The sequence below is a fragment of the Nocardiopsis sp. NPDC050513 genome, assembly GCF_044457925.1.
Lineage (GTDB): Bacteria > Actinomycetota > Actinomycetes > Streptosporangiales > Streptosporangiaceae > Nocardiopsis.
In genome coordinates this window covers 393,046-409,007 of the sequence record NZ_JBITHK010000006.1, presented here as the reverse complement: position 1 = coordinate 409,007, position 15,962 = coordinate 393,046, and the positions used below count along the sequence as shown (strand labels likewise).

Annotated in this window: 17 protein-coding genes; 10 read left to right on the top strand and 7 right to left on the bottom strand. The window is 72.1% G+C overall.

Annotated elements, in window-relative coordinates:
- Positions 1–255 precede the first annotated feature (255 nt).
- The gene (gene dnaA / locus ACIBFB_RS14160; RefSeq protein WP_397229944.1) at positions 256–2,316 is read right to left on the bottom strand and encodes a chromosomal replication initiator protein DnaA; all 2,061 of its coding nucleotides are present in this window, start codon (positions 2,314–2,316) and stop codon (positions 256–258) included.
- 591 nt (positions 2,317–2,907) lie between these two features.
- Between dnaA and rpmH the strand changes: the two genes are divergently transcribed.
- The 8 genes from rpmH to ACIBFB_RS14120 all read left to right on the top strand — a co-directional run bounded on the left by rpmH (position 2,908) and on the right by ACIBFB_RS14120 (position 8,567).
- Positions 2,908–3,051, top strand: a complete 144-nt coding sequence (rpmH, locus tag ACIBFB_RS14155; protein WP_028647916.1) for a 50S ribosomal protein L34 — start codon at positions 2,908–2,910, stop codon at positions 3,049–3,051.
- A gap of 98 nt (positions 3,052–3,149) precedes the next feature.
- Complete coding sequence (gene rnpA, locus ACIBFB_RS14150; protein ID WP_397229942.1) at positions 3,150–3,623, top strand: ribonuclease P protein component; 474 nt, start codon at positions 3,150–3,152, stop codon at positions 3,621–3,623.
- A complete protein-coding gene (gene yidD / locus ACIBFB_RS14145) occupies positions 3,620–3,934 on the top strand; it encodes a membrane protein insertion efficiency factor YidD (RefSeq protein ID WP_358572145.1) in 315 nt (104 codons plus the stop codon). The genes rnpA and yidD overlap by 4 nt, the downstream gene beginning before the upstream one ends.
- Before the next feature lie 28 nt (positions 3,935–3,962).
- Positions 3,963–4,904: a membrane protein insertase YidC gene (gene yidC / locus ACIBFB_RS14140; protein WP_397229939.1), complete on the top strand. Its 942-nt coding sequence runs from the start codon at positions 3,963–3,965 to the stop codon at positions 4,902–4,904.
- Between the two features lie 141 nt (positions 4,905–5,045).
- On the top strand, positions 5,046–5,534 hold the full coding sequence (locus ACIBFB_RS14135; RefSeq protein ID WP_397229937.1) for a protein jag: 489 nt from the start codon (positions 5,046–5,048) through the stop codon (positions 5,532–5,534).
- Positions 5,535–5,811: 277 nt separating this feature from the next.
- Positions 5,812–6,540: a 16S rRNA (guanine(527)-N(7))-methyltransferase RsmG gene (gene rsmG, locus ACIBFB_RS14130; RefSeq protein WP_397229935.1), complete on the top strand. Its 729-nt coding sequence runs from the start codon at positions 5,812–5,814 to the stop codon at positions 6,538–6,540.
- Positions 6,537–7,577: an AAA family ATPase gene (locus ACIBFB_RS14125; protein WP_397229933.1), complete on the top strand. Its 1,041-nt coding sequence runs from the start codon at positions 6,537–6,539 to the stop codon at positions 7,575–7,577. The genes rsmG and ACIBFB_RS14125 overlap by 4 nt, the downstream gene beginning before the upstream one ends.
- Before the next feature lie 66 nt (positions 7,578–7,643).
- The gene (locus tag ACIBFB_RS14120; protein WP_397229931.1) at positions 7,644–8,567 is read left to right on the top strand and encodes a ParB/RepB/Spo0J family partition protein; all 924 of its coding nucleotides are present in this window, start codon (positions 7,644–7,646) and stop codon (positions 8,565–8,567) included.
- Between the two features lie 150 nt (positions 8,568–8,717).
- Here the strand turns inward: ACIBFB_RS14120 and trxA are convergent, their stop codons facing one another.
- From trxA to ACIBFB_RS14105, 3 genes are all read right to left on the bottom strand, one after another.
- The gene (trxA, locus tag ACIBFB_RS14115; protein WP_397229929.1) at positions 8,718–9,041 is read right to left on the bottom strand and encodes a thioredoxin; all 324 of its coding nucleotides are present in this window, start codon (positions 9,039–9,041) and stop codon (positions 8,718–8,720) included.
- A 61-nt stretch (positions 9,042–9,102) separates the two neighbouring features.
- Complete coding sequence (gene trxB, locus ACIBFB_RS14110) at positions 9,103–10,035, bottom strand: thioredoxin-disulfide reductase (protein WP_397229927.1); 933 nt, start codon at positions 10,033–10,035, stop codon at positions 9,103–9,105.
- A 164-nt stretch (positions 10,036–10,199) separates the two neighbouring features.
- The gene (locus ACIBFB_RS14105) at positions 10,200–10,646 is read right to left on the bottom strand and encodes a hypothetical protein (protein WP_397229925.1); all 447 of its coding nucleotides are present in this window, start codon (positions 10,644–10,646) and stop codon (positions 10,200–10,202) included.
- Between the two features lie 200 nt (positions 10,647–10,846).
- Between ACIBFB_RS14105 and ACIBFB_RS14100 the strand changes: the two genes are divergently transcribed.
- On the top strand, positions 10,847–12,034 hold the full coding sequence (locus ACIBFB_RS14100; RefSeq protein WP_397229923.1) for a sensor histidine kinase: 1,188 nt from the start codon (positions 10,847–10,849) through the stop codon (positions 12,032–12,034).
- Positions 12,031–12,756, top strand: coding sequence for a response regulator (locus ACIBFB_RS14095; protein WP_397229921.1), 726 nt, complete (start codon positions 12,031–12,033; stop codon positions 12,754–12,756). Before ACIBFB_RS14100 ends, ACIBFB_RS14095 begins: the two co-directional genes overlap by 4 nt.
- Before the next feature lie 12 nt (positions 12,757–12,768).
- Here the strand turns inward: ACIBFB_RS14095 and ACIBFB_RS14090 are convergent, their stop codons facing one another.
- The 3 genes from ACIBFB_RS14090 to ACIBFB_RS14080 are packed head-to-tail and all read right to left on the bottom strand — an operon-like array spanning position 12,769 to position 15,882.
- A complete protein-coding gene (locus tag ACIBFB_RS14090) occupies positions 12,769–13,653 on the bottom strand; it encodes an anti-sigma factor family protein (protein WP_397229919.1) in 885 nt (294 codons plus the stop codon).
- Positions 13,650–14,276 carry an RNA polymerase sigma factor SigM gene (sigM, locus tag ACIBFB_RS14085; RefSeq protein ID WP_397229917.1) on the bottom strand — a complete coding sequence of 209 codons (627 nt, stop codon included), beginning with the start codon at positions 14,274–14,276 and terminating at the stop codon, positions 13,650–13,652. The genes ACIBFB_RS14090 and sigM overlap by 4 nt, the downstream gene beginning before the upstream one ends.
- A gap of 25 nt (positions 14,277–14,301) precedes the next feature.
- Positions 14,302–15,882, bottom strand: a complete 1,581-nt coding sequence (locus ACIBFB_RS14080; RefSeq protein ID WP_397229915.1) for a discoidin domain-containing protein — start codon at positions 15,880–15,882, stop codon at positions 14,302–14,304.
- Between the last annotated feature and the right edge of the window lie 80 nt (positions 15,883–15,962).

Here is a 15,962-nt window from a genome sequence, read left to right as displayed (position 1 = left end):
CGTGGAGTTCGCGACGATGGAGGACCTGGAGCGCATCGTCGGGCAGATGGACGCCCGCGAGGCCTGATCCCGTCGCGGGGGGGGGGGGGGGGGGAAAAGGGGGGGGGGGGGGGGGGGGGGGGGGGGGGGGGGGGGGGGGGGGGGGGGGCGGCGGCGGCGGGGGCGCCCCCCCCCCGGCCCCCGCGCCCGGCCGCGGCCGCCCCCCCCCCCCCCCCCCCCCCCCCCCCCCCCCCCCCCCCGACACCCGTGTCCGGGTCAGGCGAGCGGAGGCTGGTCCTTGATACGGCTCGTCAGTTCGTGCACCTGGTTGTAGATGGACCGGCGCTCGGCCATCAGCGCCCGGACCTTCCGGTCGGCGTGCATGACCGTCGTGTGGTCCCTGCCGCCGAACTGCTGCCCGATCTTGGGCAGGGACAGATCGGTGAGCTCACGGCACAGGTACATCGCGATCTGCCTGGCGGTCACCAGCACGCGGGAGCGCGAGGTCCCGCACAGGTCGTCGACGCTCAGGCCGAAGTAGGCGGCGGTCTGGGACATGATCGCCCCCGCCGTGATCTCCGGGACCTCGGTGCTGGGCACGAGGTCGCGCAGCACCTGGCCGGTCAGGTCGAGGTCGACCGACTGCCGGTTGAGGCTGGCGAAGGCCGTGACGCGGATCAGCGCCCCCTCCAGCTCGCGGATGTTCGTGGAGATCTTGCTGGCGATGAACTCCAGCACCTCCGGGGGCGCGGCCAGACCCTCCTGGGCGGCCTTCTTGCGCAGGATGGCGATGCGGGTCTCCAGCTCGGGCGGCTGGACGTCGGTGAGCAGTCCCCACTCGAACCGGCTGCGCATCCGGTCCTCCAGCGTCGTCAGCTGCTTGGGCGGCCGGTCGCTGGAGATGACGATCTGCTTGTCGGAGTTGTGCAGCGTGTTGAAGGTGTGGAAGAACTCCTCCTGCGTCTGCTCCTTGTTCTCCAGGAACTGGATGTCGTCCACCAACAGGACGTCGATGTCCCGGTAGCGGCGGCGGAACCCGTCCGCCTTGCCGTCCCGGATCGAGTTGATGAACTCGTTGGTGAACTCCTCCGAGCTGACGTAGCGCACGCGCGAGCCCTCGTAGAGCCGGTGCGTGTAGTGCCCGATGGCGTGCAGGAGGTGCGTCTTGCCCAGCCCCGACCCGCCGTGGATGAACAGCGGGTTGTAGGCCTTGGCGGGCGCCTCGGCGGCCGCGACCGACGCCGCGTGCGCGAACCGGTTGCTGGAGCCGATGACGAACGTGTCGAAGGTGTACTTCGGGTTCAGCCGCGCGTGCTCGCCCGTCGGGATCTCCTGGGACCGCCCCGGCGGCGCGTCCGGACGCGGTTCCTCGGCCGCCGGAGGCCCCTCGGCGGGCTCCGGCGCCGCGTCGGCCCGGTCCGCCTCGGCGGGGTCGCCGGTGACCGGGGCGTCGGGTGCGGACGCCGCGTGCGGTGCCGTCTCCGGCCGCGGGGTCTCCCAGCGGTTCGGCTGGTCCCAAGCGGCCTCGTCCCAGGTCGGCTGCTGCCACGAGGCCTGGGCGGGCTGCTCCCACCCCGAGGGTTCCCACCCGCGGCGGGGCTCCGGCTCGGCGGCGGGCGCGGGGCCCGGTGCCGGATCCGACGGCGGCGCGGGGGGCGCGGTTGGCGCGGGCGCCTCGGTCGGGGGAGTTCCGTCCACCGGGGGCGTGGGGCCGAGGACGTCACCCCAGTTCCGGCCCTCCTCGCCGGTCGGCGCGGGCGACGGAGCCCTCTCCGCGGGCCGCGCGGTCCGGCCGCCGACGGGAGTGCCGGTGTGCGCGGGGCCGGGTTCGGGGCGCGAGTGCCGTCCGGTGGGCTCCGGCGGAGTCGGCGCGGCCACCGGCGGGGAGGGCGCGGGCGGAGCGGGGGTGGGCGGAGGGGTGGGAACGGCCGTGGGGTCGACCGTCACCGCGACCCGGATGTCCCGGCCGAGGTGCGCGGAGAGCGCCCTGCTGATCGCCGGGTAGAGCCGCGTCTCCAGCACCTTCTTGGTGAACTCGTTGGGCGCGGCGATGAGCGCGGTGTCCTCGATCAGACCCAGCGGTCGGGTCTGGGGCAGCCAGGCGCGCTGGTGCGCGGGCAGGGAGTCGTTGTCGATCCCGTCCAGCACGCTGGACCAGACCACTGCGAGGTTGACCTGTGCGTCAGCCACGGTGACCTGCCATGGTTGCTGTCCCTTCGGTGCGGATCTGTTCGGATGCGGTGGGAGCAGGAGGGGACGGGGAGACCCTGGGGGTCCTCGCGGTGTGTCGTCGGTCGTGCGTCCGCGCGAACCCCGGCGCGCGGACCGAACTTCCATTGTCCTCCCCCTCCGGGGGTGCCGGGGCAGGAGGAGCTGTGGACAACCCGTGTGACGGCGCTCCGCCAGCCTGTGGACAACGTCACGGCGGTCGGATCGGGGCGCTGCGGCGGGCGCGCGGTGTCCACAGGCCTGGCGTGTTGTCCACAGGTTGTGCACAGGTTTATCCACAGGATGGCAGATCACTGTGCACAGTGCAGAGTTATCCACAAATCGCAGTTCACAGGCTGTGCAAGCTGAATCTGACAGCCGGTGGCGGGGCGCGGTGCGGGGCGAGGGGTGAGTTATCCACAGGTTGAGGTTATCCACAGACCGGGTGCGGTGTGGACGCGCCACACCCTGTGGACAACCGTTGTCCACAGGTGGCCGGAGCCTGTCCGGCGTGGGCACCGCCACGTGGGCGGGGGCGCGGGCGCCGGCCGTCTGATTTGACCCCGACCGGACGCGGTCGTATCTTCTTTATGCTTATGCCGATGATCTGCCTGCGCCCGTGTCCCCACGTCGGCGCGGCCTCGGCTCATGCACCGTGAGGCCCCGCATATCCTTGGGGGTCTGTCGTAGTTCTTTCCTGACACGCCCCTGGAGCCAGCAGTGAGCAAGCGTACGTACCAGCCGAACAACCGGCGTCGCGCGAAGGTCCACGGCTTCCGGCTGCGCATGCGTACGCGCGCCGGTCGCGCCATCATCGCCTCGCGTCGCCGCAAGGGGCGCTCGGCGCTGACCGTGAGCCACTAGGCCACGCTCAGCCCCAAGTTCCTCGGGACCGGTCCGGCCTTCTCGCCGGCCGGTCCCTTTTGTCGTGGGACCGGACCCGAGTCCAGGAGGGAGTGCCGATGCTGTCGTCGCGGAACCGGATGCGCCGTAGCTCCGAGTTCGGCTCCGTGCTGCGCGCGGGACGGCGCTCCTCACGCGGGGCCGTGGCGGTCGTCTACCTGCCCCCTCCCGCGGGCGCGCCCGAGCCCTCCGATCCGCCTCGCGTCGGTTTCGTCGTGAGCAAGGCGGTCGGCGGAGCGGTCGTCCGCAAGCGCGTCCAACGTCGACTCCGTCACGCCATGCGGTCCCGGTTGGCCGTTCTGCCAAACGGTAGCCTGCTGGTAGTGCGCGCCAAGCCCGACGCCGCCACGGCGCGGCAGGCGGACCTGGGCGCGCACCTCGACAGTGCGATCGCCGCGGCGATGCGACCCCGTGGGACGTCCCGCCGCCGGCGGGGCCGAGGCGGATCGCCCGCGTCGGCGGCCGAGCCGACGGGAAACGGGACGGCACCCGGGCGCGTCCCGGACGGGGGCGGGGAACGGACGGGGCGATGACCGAGCACAGACCGACGGCCTTCGCGCGGTTGCTGATCCTGCCCATCCGGGGCTATCAGCGCTTCATCAGCCCGCTCTTCCCTCCGGTCTGCCGTTTCTACCCCTCGTGCAGCGCGTACGCCGTGGAGGCGCTTCGCGTGCACGGGGCCCTGCGGGGGTTGTGGCTGGGTACCCGGCGCATCGCCCGCTGCCACCCCTTCCACCCGGGGGGACTCGACCCCGTGCCGCCGCCGAAGGGGCGGCGGCACACCGAGGCGGAGGAGTCGGAGGGCGGAGCCGGAGCCACCGGACCCGCTCCCGGGGACCAGTAGCCGAACCGAGGCAAATAGGAGTTGGCCGGTGCTCGACTGGCTTTACAACATCGTCGGCTGGACGTTGGCGCGGATCCACGAGGGTCTGGCCTTCATCGGGCTGAATCCTGACAGCGGGTGGGCGTGGGGCCTGTCCATCATCCTCCTGACCGTGCTCATGCGGCTGCTCATGGTTCCGCTGTTCGTCAAGCAGATGAACACGCAGCGGAAGATGCAGGAGATCCAGCCGAAGATCATGAAGCTCCGGGAGCGCTACAAGCACGACCGGGAGCGCCTGAGCCGCGAGTCGATGAAGCTCTACCAGGAGAGCGGCACCAACCCCATCATGGGTTGCCTTCCGCTCCTCCTGCAGATGCCGGTCTTCTTCGCCCTCTTCAGCGTCCTGCGGAGCGTGGCCGAGGGCAACGCCCAGTACGGCTTCTCCGAGGAGTTGGCCGAGAGCGCCCGCCAGGCGCTGATCTTCGAGGCGCCGATCGCGGCGCAGTTCAACAGCTCCCCCGAGGAGCTGCTCGCCCTGGGGTCCTCGAACCCGGTGCTGGCCAAGGTCGTCATCGCGATCGCGTGCGTGATCATGGGCACGACGACCTTCCTCACCATGCGTCAGAGCATCAAGCGGAGCACCGCGCAGATGCCGGACAACCCGATGATGCAGACGCAGAAGATCATGATGTACATGGCGCCCCTGTTCGGGCTCTTCGGCCTCATGATGCCGGTCGGTGTGCTCGTCTACTGGGTCACGTCCAACATCTGGACGATGGTGCAGCAGCACTTCCTCTACCGGAACCACCCGGCCCCCGGAGAGCAGGACGCCAAGGGCGGCGGCACCCCCTCCACCGGTCCAGCCAAGGGCATGCTCGGCCGGAAGAAGGCGGCCGAATCCGCGCCGGAGCCGAAGGAACAGCCTAAGATCGAACGCAAGCAGCCGAAGAAGCAGCCGCGCTCCAAGCGTGGGGGCGGCGGGTCCCAGTAGGGGACGGCGTCACGTCGGCCGCGGAGATCTCAACGAGTGCGCAGGCGACACAGCCCCTGAGGCGTACGACGGTCAGGGCGTGGATGATGAGGAGACGGGATCGCTGTGGGACGTAGCGAGGAAGAGAGCGGTGGAGTAGCGGTGGCCGATGCGCCAGAGTCCGAGGTCGACGTCGAGGCCCTGGAGAACGAGGGCGACATCGCCGCGGACTACATCGAGGGGCTCCTCGACATCGCGGACTTCGACGGTGACATCGACATGGACGTCGAGGGCGACCGTGCGATGGTGTCGGTCGTGGGCGCGACGCTGGACGAGCTGATCGGTGACAACGGCGAGGTCCTGGAGGCGCTCCAGGAGCTGACCCGTCTCGCGGTCCACCGGGCCACGGGTGAGCGGAGCAAGCTGATGCTCGACATCGGCGGGTACCGCGAGGAGCGCCGCAAGGTGCTCACCCGCATCGGCGCCGAGGCGGCGGAGAAGGTCAGGACGACCGGGAAGACGCACCCGCTGGAGCCGATGACCCCGTTCGAGCGCAAGGTGGTGCACGACGCTGTCGCCGCCGCCGGGCTGAACAGCGAGTCGGAGGGCGAGGAGCCGCACCGCTACGTGGTGGTCCACCCCGCCGACTGACGGCGTCCACACGCCCGGGCGGACGGCCCCGAGGGGGCGATGTTTCACGTGAAACATCGCCCCCTTGCCGTGTCCCGGGGCGCCGTGCCGAGTCGGCGGCGGATCGACGGATCGACTGGTCGACAAAGCCGTCTGCCGAGGTGTCGACGTTCCGCCGTGTGGTGGGGCGGACATCTCGGGGCGGCCGTATGTTTCACGTGAAACCATGGTGGTCCGCGACCATAGGATCGTGGACCGTGGGAAGTGATGATGGACGAGTTCCGACAGGTGGTGACCGATGACCTCGGGCGCTGAGGAGCCCGGCGCTACGCCGCCCGCCCCGCCGAGCGAGGCGGAGGCGGTCTTCGGCGACGCGATGCCGAAGGCGCGGCGCTATGCCGAACTTCTCGCCGACGACGGTGTCCGGCGGGGACTGATCGGCCCGCGCGAGGTGCCCCGCCTCTGGGAGCGGCACCTCATCAACTGCGCCGTGGTGGAGGAGTTGCTCCCCGAAGGGGCGGACGTGGTCGACATCGGCTCGGGGGCGGGACTGCCCGGTCTGGTGCTGGCCCTGGTCCGCCCCGACATCAGGGTGACCCTGCTGGAGCCCCTCCTCCGGCGGACGGTCTTCCTGAACGAGGCCGTGGAGATCCTCGGGCTGCCCAACGTCGAGGTGCGGCGGGGGCGGGCCGAGGAGGCGCACGGGGAGCTGTACACCGACTTCGTGACCGCCCGCGCCGTGGCCCCGCTGGTCCGTCTGGCCGGGTGGGCGCTGCCGCTGCTGCGCAAGGACGGCAGCCTCCTGGCGATGAAGGGCGAGCAGGCGGAGGCGGAGTTGGCGTCCGCGCGCGACGACGTGTCCAAACTGCGTCCCAGCGTCTGCGATGTGATCCGGGTGGGCCGGGGTAAAGTCGATCCCGCTACCACGGTCGTTCGCGTCACGGTGACATCCGAAGGTGGTCCGCCCCCGTCAGCGGGAGCCCGGAAGGCGCGGGGCGGCAAGAAGAAACGCGGACGGAAGAGGTGAACTCATTCGTGCCCCAGAACCCAGCCGACCACGACGGTGTTTCACGTGAAACCCCCGCGGGTGCCTTCGGGGACCTGCTCGATGTTTCACGTGAAACCTCCCCCGACGACCAGCGTCCCGTCTCGCGTGGGACATGGACCGGCGACACCCCCGCCCCCGCTGGATCGACGGGTGTCCCCGACACGCCCCTGGCGCGCGCGGCGCACGCCGCGATGGCGGTTCGCGGGCACGATGACGCCTGGCCCCGGCCCGAGTCCTGCCGCGTGATCGGCGTCGCGAACCAGAAGGGCGGCGTCGGCAAGACCACGACCACGGTCAACATCGCGGCAGCGCTGGCCATGCACGGCCAGCGCGTCCTCGTGGTCGACCTCGACCCCCAGGGGAACGCCTCCACGGCGCTCGGCATGGAGCGGGACAACACGACCCGCTCGATCTACCACTGCCTGGTCGAGGACGAGGAGATCCGCAAGCTCGCCCAGCCGGTGCCGGACATCCCGAACCTGTGGTGCGCGCCCGCCACCATCGACCTGGCCGGCGCGGAGATCGAACTGGTCTCCCTCGTCGCCCGCGAGGCCAGGCTCAGGCGCGCGATCGACGCCTACGACACCTCGGAGCTCGACTACATCCTCATCGACTGCCCGCCGTCGCTCGGCCTGCTGACGGTCAACGCGATGGTGGCGTGCGACGAGGTCATGATCCCGATCCAGTGCGAGTACTACGCGCTGGAGGGGCTGGGCCAGCTGCTGCGCAACGTCGAACTCGTCCAGTCGCACCTCAACCCGGGGCTGGCGATCAGCACCATCCTGCTGACGATGTACGACGGCCGGACGCGGCTGTCGCAACAGGTCGCGGACGAGGTGCGGTCGCACTTCGGCGAGCTGGTCCTCCAGACGGTGGTGCCGCGCAGCGTCCGCGTGTCCGAGGCGCCCAGCTACGGGCAGTCCGTGATGACCTACGACCCCGGGTCCACCGGTGCGGTGGCCTACCTGGAGTCCGCCCGGGAGATCGCGCACCGCGCCCCGGGCGTCGGCGGCTGACGGCGGTGACGCCCCGGCACGGAGCCGGGGCGCTGATGTGTTCGAGGAGAGTGGAGGGAGTTGCCGGTGAGTCAGCAGCGGCGCGGACTGGGCAAAGGACTGGGAGTGCTCATCCCGCAGGGTCCGGCGGCGGCGGGGGGCGCTCCGGAGAGGGTGGGGCTCTCCGACGGTTCGTACCTGGAGGAGATCGAGCTCGGCGCGATCACCCCCAACCCGCGCCAGCCCCGTGAGCGCTTCGACGACCAGGCGCTGGAGGAGCTTCGGGACTCCATCAGCGAGGTCGGGGTGCTGCAGCCCGTCGTCGTCCGCAAGCTCGCGGACGAGGCGGGCGTTCCCCGCTACGAGCTGATCATGGGGGAGCGCCGCTGGCGCGCGAGCAAGGAGGCCGGTCTCGACCGGATCCCCGCGATCGTCCGCGACACCGGTGACGCCGACCTGCTCCGCGACGCGCTACTGGAGAACCTGCACCGCCAGGAGCTCGACGCCCTGGAGGAGGCCGCCGCCTACAAGCAGCTGCTGGACGACTTCGGCGCCACGCACGGCGAACTCGCCCAGCGGATCGGCCGGTCGCGGTCGCACATCACCAACATGCTGCGCCTGCTGAACCTGCCCCCGAAGGTGCAGAAGCGGGTCGCCGCGAAGGTGCTCAGCGCGGGGCACGCACGCGCGCTGTGCGGCGTCGACGACCCCGAGCGCCAGGAGCGGCTCGCGGAGCGGGTCAATCTGGAGGGCCTGTCCGTCCGCTCGCTGGAGGAGATCATCGCCCTGGGCGAGGAGATGGACGAGCCCGAGGAGAAGCGCCCCCGCGCTGCCCCGTCCCGCCGTTCCAACCCGCCCCAGGTCGAGGAGTGGGCGAGCCGGCTCGCCGACCGCCTGGACACCACGGTGAAGGTGGACCTGGGGAAGAAGAAGGGCCGGATCGTCGTGGAGTTCGCGACGATGGAGGACCTGGAGCGCATCGTCGGGCAGATGGACGCCCGCGAGGCCTGATCCCGTCGCGCCCCGTGTTTCACGTGAAACACGGGGCGGGGCGCGTGGTGGCCCGTGGGGAACGCGGGGCCGGGTGGCCGACCCCGAGGGTGCCCGAGACGACGGAAGGCCCCCAGAATCGCTCTGGGGGCCTTCCGTGCGTAGGTCCGCCTACAGGAAGTCGGCCAGGTCCTTCTCCAGCAGACGCAGCGGCTTGGCGCCGATGATCTGCTTGACCACCTCACCGTCCTTGTAGACGTTCATCGTCGGCAGGGACAGCACGTTGTACTCGCGCGGCGTGTTCGGGTTCTGGTCGGTGTTGAGCTTGACGACCTCGATCTTGTCCCCGTGGGTCTGCGCCAGCTTGTCGAGCACGGGAGCCATCTGCTTGCAGGGGCCGCACCAGTCGGCCCAGAAGTCGACCAGGACGGGCTTGTCGCTGCCGAGGACCTCCTCCTTGAAGGTGGCGTCCGTGACGGTCTTGACGGTGGACATGGTTCTCCTTGTTTCGACGAAACCGGGGCGGTCTGTGTGTGGGAGGGGAAGCGGGGCCGGGTCAGTTGCCCATCTCGGCCAGGTGGCGTTCGGCGTCCAGCGCGGCGGAGCACCCGGTCCCGGCGGCGGTGATCGCCTGGCGGTACTGGTGGTCGACCACGTCGCCGCAGGCGAAGACGCCGTCCAGGTTGGTCCGGGTGGACGGGTGGTCGACGCGGACGTAGCCCTCCTCGTCCAGCTCGACCTGCTTGTTGAACAGCTCCACCCGCGGGTCGTGGCCGATGGCGACGAAGACGCCGGTGACGTCGAGGGTGCTCGTCTCGTCCGTCTGGTTGTTCACGACCTTCAGACCGGTGACGCGCTCCTCGCCGAGCACCTCGGCGACCTCGGTGTTCCACAGGAACGAGATCTTCTCGTTGGCATGGGCGCGCTCGGCCATGATCTTGCTGGCGCGCAGCTCGTCGCGGCGGTGCACGACGGTGACGGACCTGGCGAAGCGGGTGAGGAACAGGGCCTCCTCCATCGCGGTGTCGCCGCCGCCGACGACCGCGATGTCCTGGTCGCGGAAGAAGAAACCGTCGCAGGTGGCGCACCACGAGGTGCCGCGTCCGGACAGTTCCTTCTCGCCGGGCACTCCCAGCTCGCGGTATCCGGAGCCGGTGGCGAGGACGACGGTGTGCGCGAGGAAGGTCTCGCCGCCCGCGACGACCTCCTTGACCGGCTTGGTGAGGTCGACGTCGGTGACGTCCTCGGGCACCAGCTCGGCGCCGAACCGCTCGGCCTGCTTGCGGAGGTTGTCCATCAGGTCGGGACCCATGATGCCGTCGGGGAACCCGGGGAAGTTCTCGACGTCGGTCGTGTTCATCAGCGCGCCGCCGGCCGTGATCGAGCCCTCGAACACCAGGGGCCGCAGTTCGGCGCGTGCGGCGTAGACGGCCGCGGTGTACCCCGCGGGACCGGATCCGATGATGATGACATTGCGGACGTCACTCACGCTCGTAGGCCCTTCACACAGTCGCTGCCCTGGCCACGGACGTGACCCCAGGGGAAAGTCGGTTAGTCACAACCGATGGTAGGCGCACCGCATTCCCACCGGGACATCGCGGCAGCGTACGGGGGTGGGGTATGGGCGAAGCGCCCGGAGGGGAGTCCTCCGGGTCACTCTCCGCGACGGCGTAGCACCCGGTCCGCGCCGAGCGCGAGCAGCCCGGCGAAGCCCCCCCAGAGCGTGTTGACGACGAGGACGCCCGCGAACGCCACCGGGTCCGTCAACGGCCCCCTGAGGGCGCCGCCGAGCACGGGGGACAGGACCGCGCTGAGCACGATCGAGAACGCGCCGTAGAGCGCCCCGGCGCAGACGAGGGTGAGCAGGGGGCGGGGCGCCCGTGCCGCCACCACGGCGAGCACCCACACGAGGGTGATGACGGCCGCCAGGGCCACCTGGAGGAAGGGCCCCCAGGACAGCGCGTCCATGAGGCCGGTGACGACCACCAGCGGCCGCAGCAGGGCGAGCGACCCCAGCCCCAGGACCAGTGACCAGGCCATGCCCGGCGGCGGCTCGAAGGACGGCGGAGGATCGTCCGGCCGCGATGACCGGTCTGTCATGGGCTGCCTCACGGTTGGTCGGAGCGGACCGCCCGCTCCGGTGACGCGTCCGACGGTAGGGCCCGGCGGGCGCGCCGCGCGTCCGCCGCCCGACCCGACCGCCTACGTCCGTACGCGTACTCCGCATGGTGCCGGGCGCGCACCCGCGCGCGCCCGCGAGACACGGCCGCGGCGGCCCCTCCCTCCGTAGAATCTGCCGCATGACACGTCAGTCCGGTCGGCAGGACGTCATCGTCGACGCCCTCCTCGGGTTCGCGGTCTTCGCCGTGGTGGCGATCGCGGCCGGGGCCGACATCAGCGACACCGGCAACCTCACCCCTCTCGCCTACGCGCTGGCCGGGGTGCTCGGCGGCCTCATGCTCGTCCGCCGTCGGTGGCCCGTCGCCGTCGTCCTGGCCACGTCGGTGCTCATCGTCGCCAACTACGTGCTCGACCTGCCGACCATCGGTCTCGCCGTGCCCGCCGCTGCGGCGCTGTACTCGGCCGCCGAGGCGGGGCGCACCCGGTGGTCGGTGGGGTCGGCCGCCGCGTTGGTGCTCGTCTCCACCCTGGCCCGACTCGGGCAGGGGGCCGACCCCGCCTACCTCCTGGGGTACGAACTGGCCTCCACCGTGGCGATCATGGGCGCCGCCACCGCCCTGGGACACGTCCAGTGGCAGCGGGCGCGGGCCGAGCGGCAGCGGGCCCGGATCGCGGTTCTGGACGCGCAGGCGCGCGCCGCCGAGGCGGCGGAGACCGTGGCGCTCGAACGGATCCGGATCGCCCGCGACCTGCACGACGCGGTCGGGCACCACCTGTCGGTCGTCTCCCTGCACGCGGCCGTGGCCGCCGAGGCGCTCGACGACGCCCCGGCGGACGTCGCCGGGGCCCGGTCCGAGCTCGGGCACGTCCGTCAGGCCTCCAGGGAGGCCCTGAGCGAGATGCGCGCCACCGTGCGCGCCCTGCGCGACACCGACCCCGACGGCGGGCGGGTCGCCTCCCTCGCCCGTCTGGACGAACTGGTGGAGTCGGTCCGCGCGGCCGGGGTGGACGTCCGGGTGGACGGCGCCCCGGCGCCGGGCGACGTCTCGGGAATGGTCGACGCGACCGCCTTCCGGATCGTCCAGGAGGCGTTGACCAACACGCTCCGGCACGCCCGTGCGGGCCGGGTCCGGGTGGAGTTCGCACGCGAGGGTGAGGAGTTGGACGTGGTGGTGACCGACGACGGCGGGCAGAGCCCGGCGGCCGGGGCGCGTCCCCCGGCCGCGTCTGGGGGACACTCCCCGGGCAGCGGGCTGGCGGGCATGCGGGAACGGGTCCGCATGGTCGGGGGCAGCGTGGAGGCGGGTCCCCGGCCCGAGGGCGGGTTCCGTGTGCGCGCCCGGCTGCCGCTCGGAGGCGACCGGTGATCCGCGTCCTGCTCGTCGACGACCAGCCGCTCGTCCGCGCGGGGGTGCGCTCGCTCCTGGAACGGGACGAGGACATCGAGGTGGTGGGGGAGTCCGAGGACGGTCGCGCGGCCCTGGCCGACATCGACCGGCTCCGGCCGGACGTGGTCCTGCTCGACCTCCAGATGCCCGGCATGGACGGCCTCGCCGTCCTCCGCGAACGGGAGAGGCGACGTGTCGACACGTCGCCGAGTCGACGCGACGACACGCGGGGACACGTCGACAGGTCGGAGGGTCGACACGTCGACACGCGGGTGGTCGTGCTCACCACCTTCGGCGAGGACGACAACGTGTTCACCGCCCTGCGGCTGGGCGCGTCCGGCTTCCTGCTCAAGGACGCCGAACCGCGCACGCTCCGGGACGCGGTGCGCACCGTCGCCCAGGGGGAGGCCCTGCTCTCGCCCGGTGTCACCCGCCGGGTGATCGAACGGCTCTCCGACGCCACCGTCGCACCGGAGGCGGCCGCCCGGCTGGACGTGCTCACCGACCGCGAGCGCGACGTCCTGGCGCTGGTCGGGCGCGGCATGTCCAACCACGAGATCGGGGCGGAGCTGCACCTGAGCCCCGCGACCGCGCGCACCCACGTGGGGCGGGTGCTGGCCAAGCTCGGGGCCCGCGACCGGGTGGGCCTGGTCGTGATCGCCTACGAGAGCGGACTGGTCCGCCCCGGGCGGGAGGGCTGAGCCGAGGGGGGATCAGGGGGCGTCGACGGCGGTCCGGGCCAGCACGGCCTGATCGGTGTCGTCGCCCTGGGCGCAGCGCGGGTCGACCACGTACACGTCGACCTGGTCGTTCCCGGGGGCGAACATGACCCAGGCACGTGCCGCGTCGCCGCCGTAGAAGGCGTCGTCCACCAGGGTGACGCGGGTCTCGTACGCCTCCTCCACCCGGACGGAGCACTGCTCGACCTCGAGCGTGACGGCCTGGTCCATCGGCACGGACTGGCCGTCCGCGGAGTCCGGGTCGTGCTCGGCGTCCGGGCCGTCGTCGTCGGCGGCGAGGTCGAGGGTCTGCGCCGCCTGCTCGGGGAGCGCGTCGTCGGTGTAGACCGTCCCGGAGGCGACCAGCCGCGGAACGTAGGCCGGGAGCGCCTCCCCCTCCTGGGGGGCCGCCTCCGAATCCTCCAGGGGAGCGGCGACCTCGCCCGCTCCGCCGCCCGCCGACAGCACCGCGTTGACCACGGCGGTGCCGCCGCCGACGACGAACACCCCCGCGGCGGCTGCGACCAGGAGCTTGGGCAGCCCGAACGCGCGCCTGCGACGGGCCGCGGCGAGGGAGGTCACGGTGGCGCCGGCGGGGACCTCCGGTCCCGTCTCCGCGGAGGCGTCGGCCGCGGTCCCGTGCCCGGCGCGTTCACGGGCGGCGTCGGCGATGCGCTGGTCGAGGAGGTCGGCGACGTCCCGCGGAAGCTCGGGGGCCGGGACCGACGCGAGGATCTCGGACACGCCCGTGAGCTCGTCCAGTGTGGCGGCGCACAGGGAACAGGTCTCGATGTGTGCGGCGACGGTGCGTTCCTCGTCGGGTTCGAGTAGGTCCTCGGCGAGGAACGCGAGTGCCTCCGCGTCCGGATGGGGCGTCACGATGGGTTGGCACCTCCTCTCCCAGATGTGACGTCTCGCGGCGGCTGAGGGTTCCTTAGATGGGCGAGAGTCGGAAGAAGTTTCGCGCGACCGCGCGCGCACCTGCTCTTGACCGTGCCGGACGCCACGTCGAGGATCCGCGCGGCCTCCTCGACGCGGTAGCCGAGCATGTCCACGAGCGTGAGCGCCAGGCGCTGGTCGAGGGGCAGCTGCTCCAGGGCGGCCTGGACGTCGAGGCGCGACTCGGTCTGCGAGGCGTGGTCGGGCGCCCCGCCGAGACGGCTGAGGCGTTCGTTGGACATGACGTCGAGCGTCTCGTCCTCGGTGGGGGTCGCCGGGCGCACCTTGCGGCGGCGGAGGCGGTCGTGGCACGCGTTGACCACGATCCGGTGCAGCCACGTGCTGACCTGGGCCTCGCCCCGGAAGCGGTCGGCCGCGCGGAACGCGGACAGGAAGGCGTCCTGGAGGGCGTCCGAGGCCTCCTCGGGGTCGCCCATCATCCGGACCGACACAGCCCACAGGCGCTCACGGTGCCGCCGCACCAGGACCCCGAAGGCCTGGTCGTCACCCTGAGCGTGCCTCGACAACAGCTCCCGGTCGGGAAGCTCCTGGACCGCGTCCATCAGTTCAGCTCACGTATCCCCGCACCTAGGCCACGCCCCGGATCTCGACCTCGTTGACCGTTCCACGGTAGTCGCCCTCGTTCCGCGGAAGCACGGTGAACCAGATGAGGACGTACTGTCCGGACACGGGTTCCTCGAGTTCGACCACCTGGGAGCCGCCACTCCCGCTCCCCGTGGCGACGACCTCGTAGTCGTCCTCCGTGGCGCCGTCGGTCTCCGCGACCCGGACGTCGAACTCGTAGCCGCTGCCGGCCAGGTCGAGTTCGACCTCGTGGATCTCGCGGACCTCGCCGAGGTCGAGTTGGAGCCCGACGCCGGGCTTGATCATGGCCAGCGGATCGCGGTAGCCCTGGGTGTTCCAGGCGGTCCCAGGGTCGCCGTCGTAGGCGTTGGGCGTGTTCTCGGTGTGCTCGTCGGTGTCACCGTGGGGGTTGAGACCGCGCGACCCGCCGATGTCCAGGGCTTCCAGCTCCGCCGAGTCCGACGTGTCCTCGGAGGCCCGCGCGTCCGGACCGGTCGGCTCCTCGCCGCCCGGGCGCATCATCGAACCGACCGTCCACGCGCCGACCACCACCGCCGCGAACACCACCAGCGCGACCACGCCGATGAGGATCCTGCGGGGCGACCCCTGGGTGCGGGCCGCGCGCTCCTCCATTCGGGAGGGCTGACGGCGCTCCGGGGCGGACCGGGTCGACGCGGCGCGTTCCGCGCCCCGCGACGCCGAACCGTTCCGCGCACCGCGGCGCGGGCCCGTGGAGTCGAACTCGCCCGTGCGCCGGGACGTGCCGTGCTCGGGCGGCGGCGCGGTCTCGGCGGGGGTGACGGGCAGCGGGATGAGCCGCGGTACCTCGGCCAGCGCGGCGCAGAGGTCGGCGGGCGAGGTGATCGGCCCGCCCGGCACCAGCTGCCCGGCCAGTTGCGGCAGGGCGGCCCGGGTGGTGATGGTCGCCAGGGGCTCGGTGATCCCCGTGCGCAGCTGGGCGGGCGGGTAGGGGCCGGCGGGGCCCTGCGGAGCGGCTGGGAGACCGTCCTGGGGGCCGCCGGGCCAGCTGCCGGTGAGCGCCGCGTAGAGCAGGCTGCCCAGCCCCTGGGCGTCCACGGCGGCCGGGTCGGCGACGTTGGCGCCCAGGAGCGCCGCGTCCACGCCGATGCCGATCACCTTCACCGCGCCGCCGCTGCTCCACATGAGCTTGGCGGGGGTGAGGCACAGGTGGTGGAGGCCGCCCGCGTGCGCGGCGGCGATCGCCTCGGCGGCCTCGGCGACGAGACCGGCGGCCCGTTCGGGCTCCATCGGGCCCTGGGCGATGAGGTCGGCGAGGGAGGAGCCGCTGACCCACTCCTCGACGACGTAGGGGACGGGGGCGGTGTCGTCGGCGTCGAAGACCTGGGTGACGCGGGCGTCGGGAATCCGACTGGTGGCGCGTGCGGCGTGCACGACCTCGGAGGTGCGCGGAAAGCCGTCGGCGAAGGTCCACACGCCGACGGGGCGCGCGAGGGTCTCGTCGGTGGCCTTCCAGCGGGTCGCTCCACCGGTCTCGCTCACGACGTGGTCGAGTCGGTACCGGTTGGCCAGCTTCGCCCCGGGCTCGATCAGGAAGGTGCTCATGATGGGAGTGACGGGTGGCAGTGCCGGAGGTTCACACGGGGTTCCGTCGCGCCGGGGGAGGTGGCGCGTGTCGGTACGGG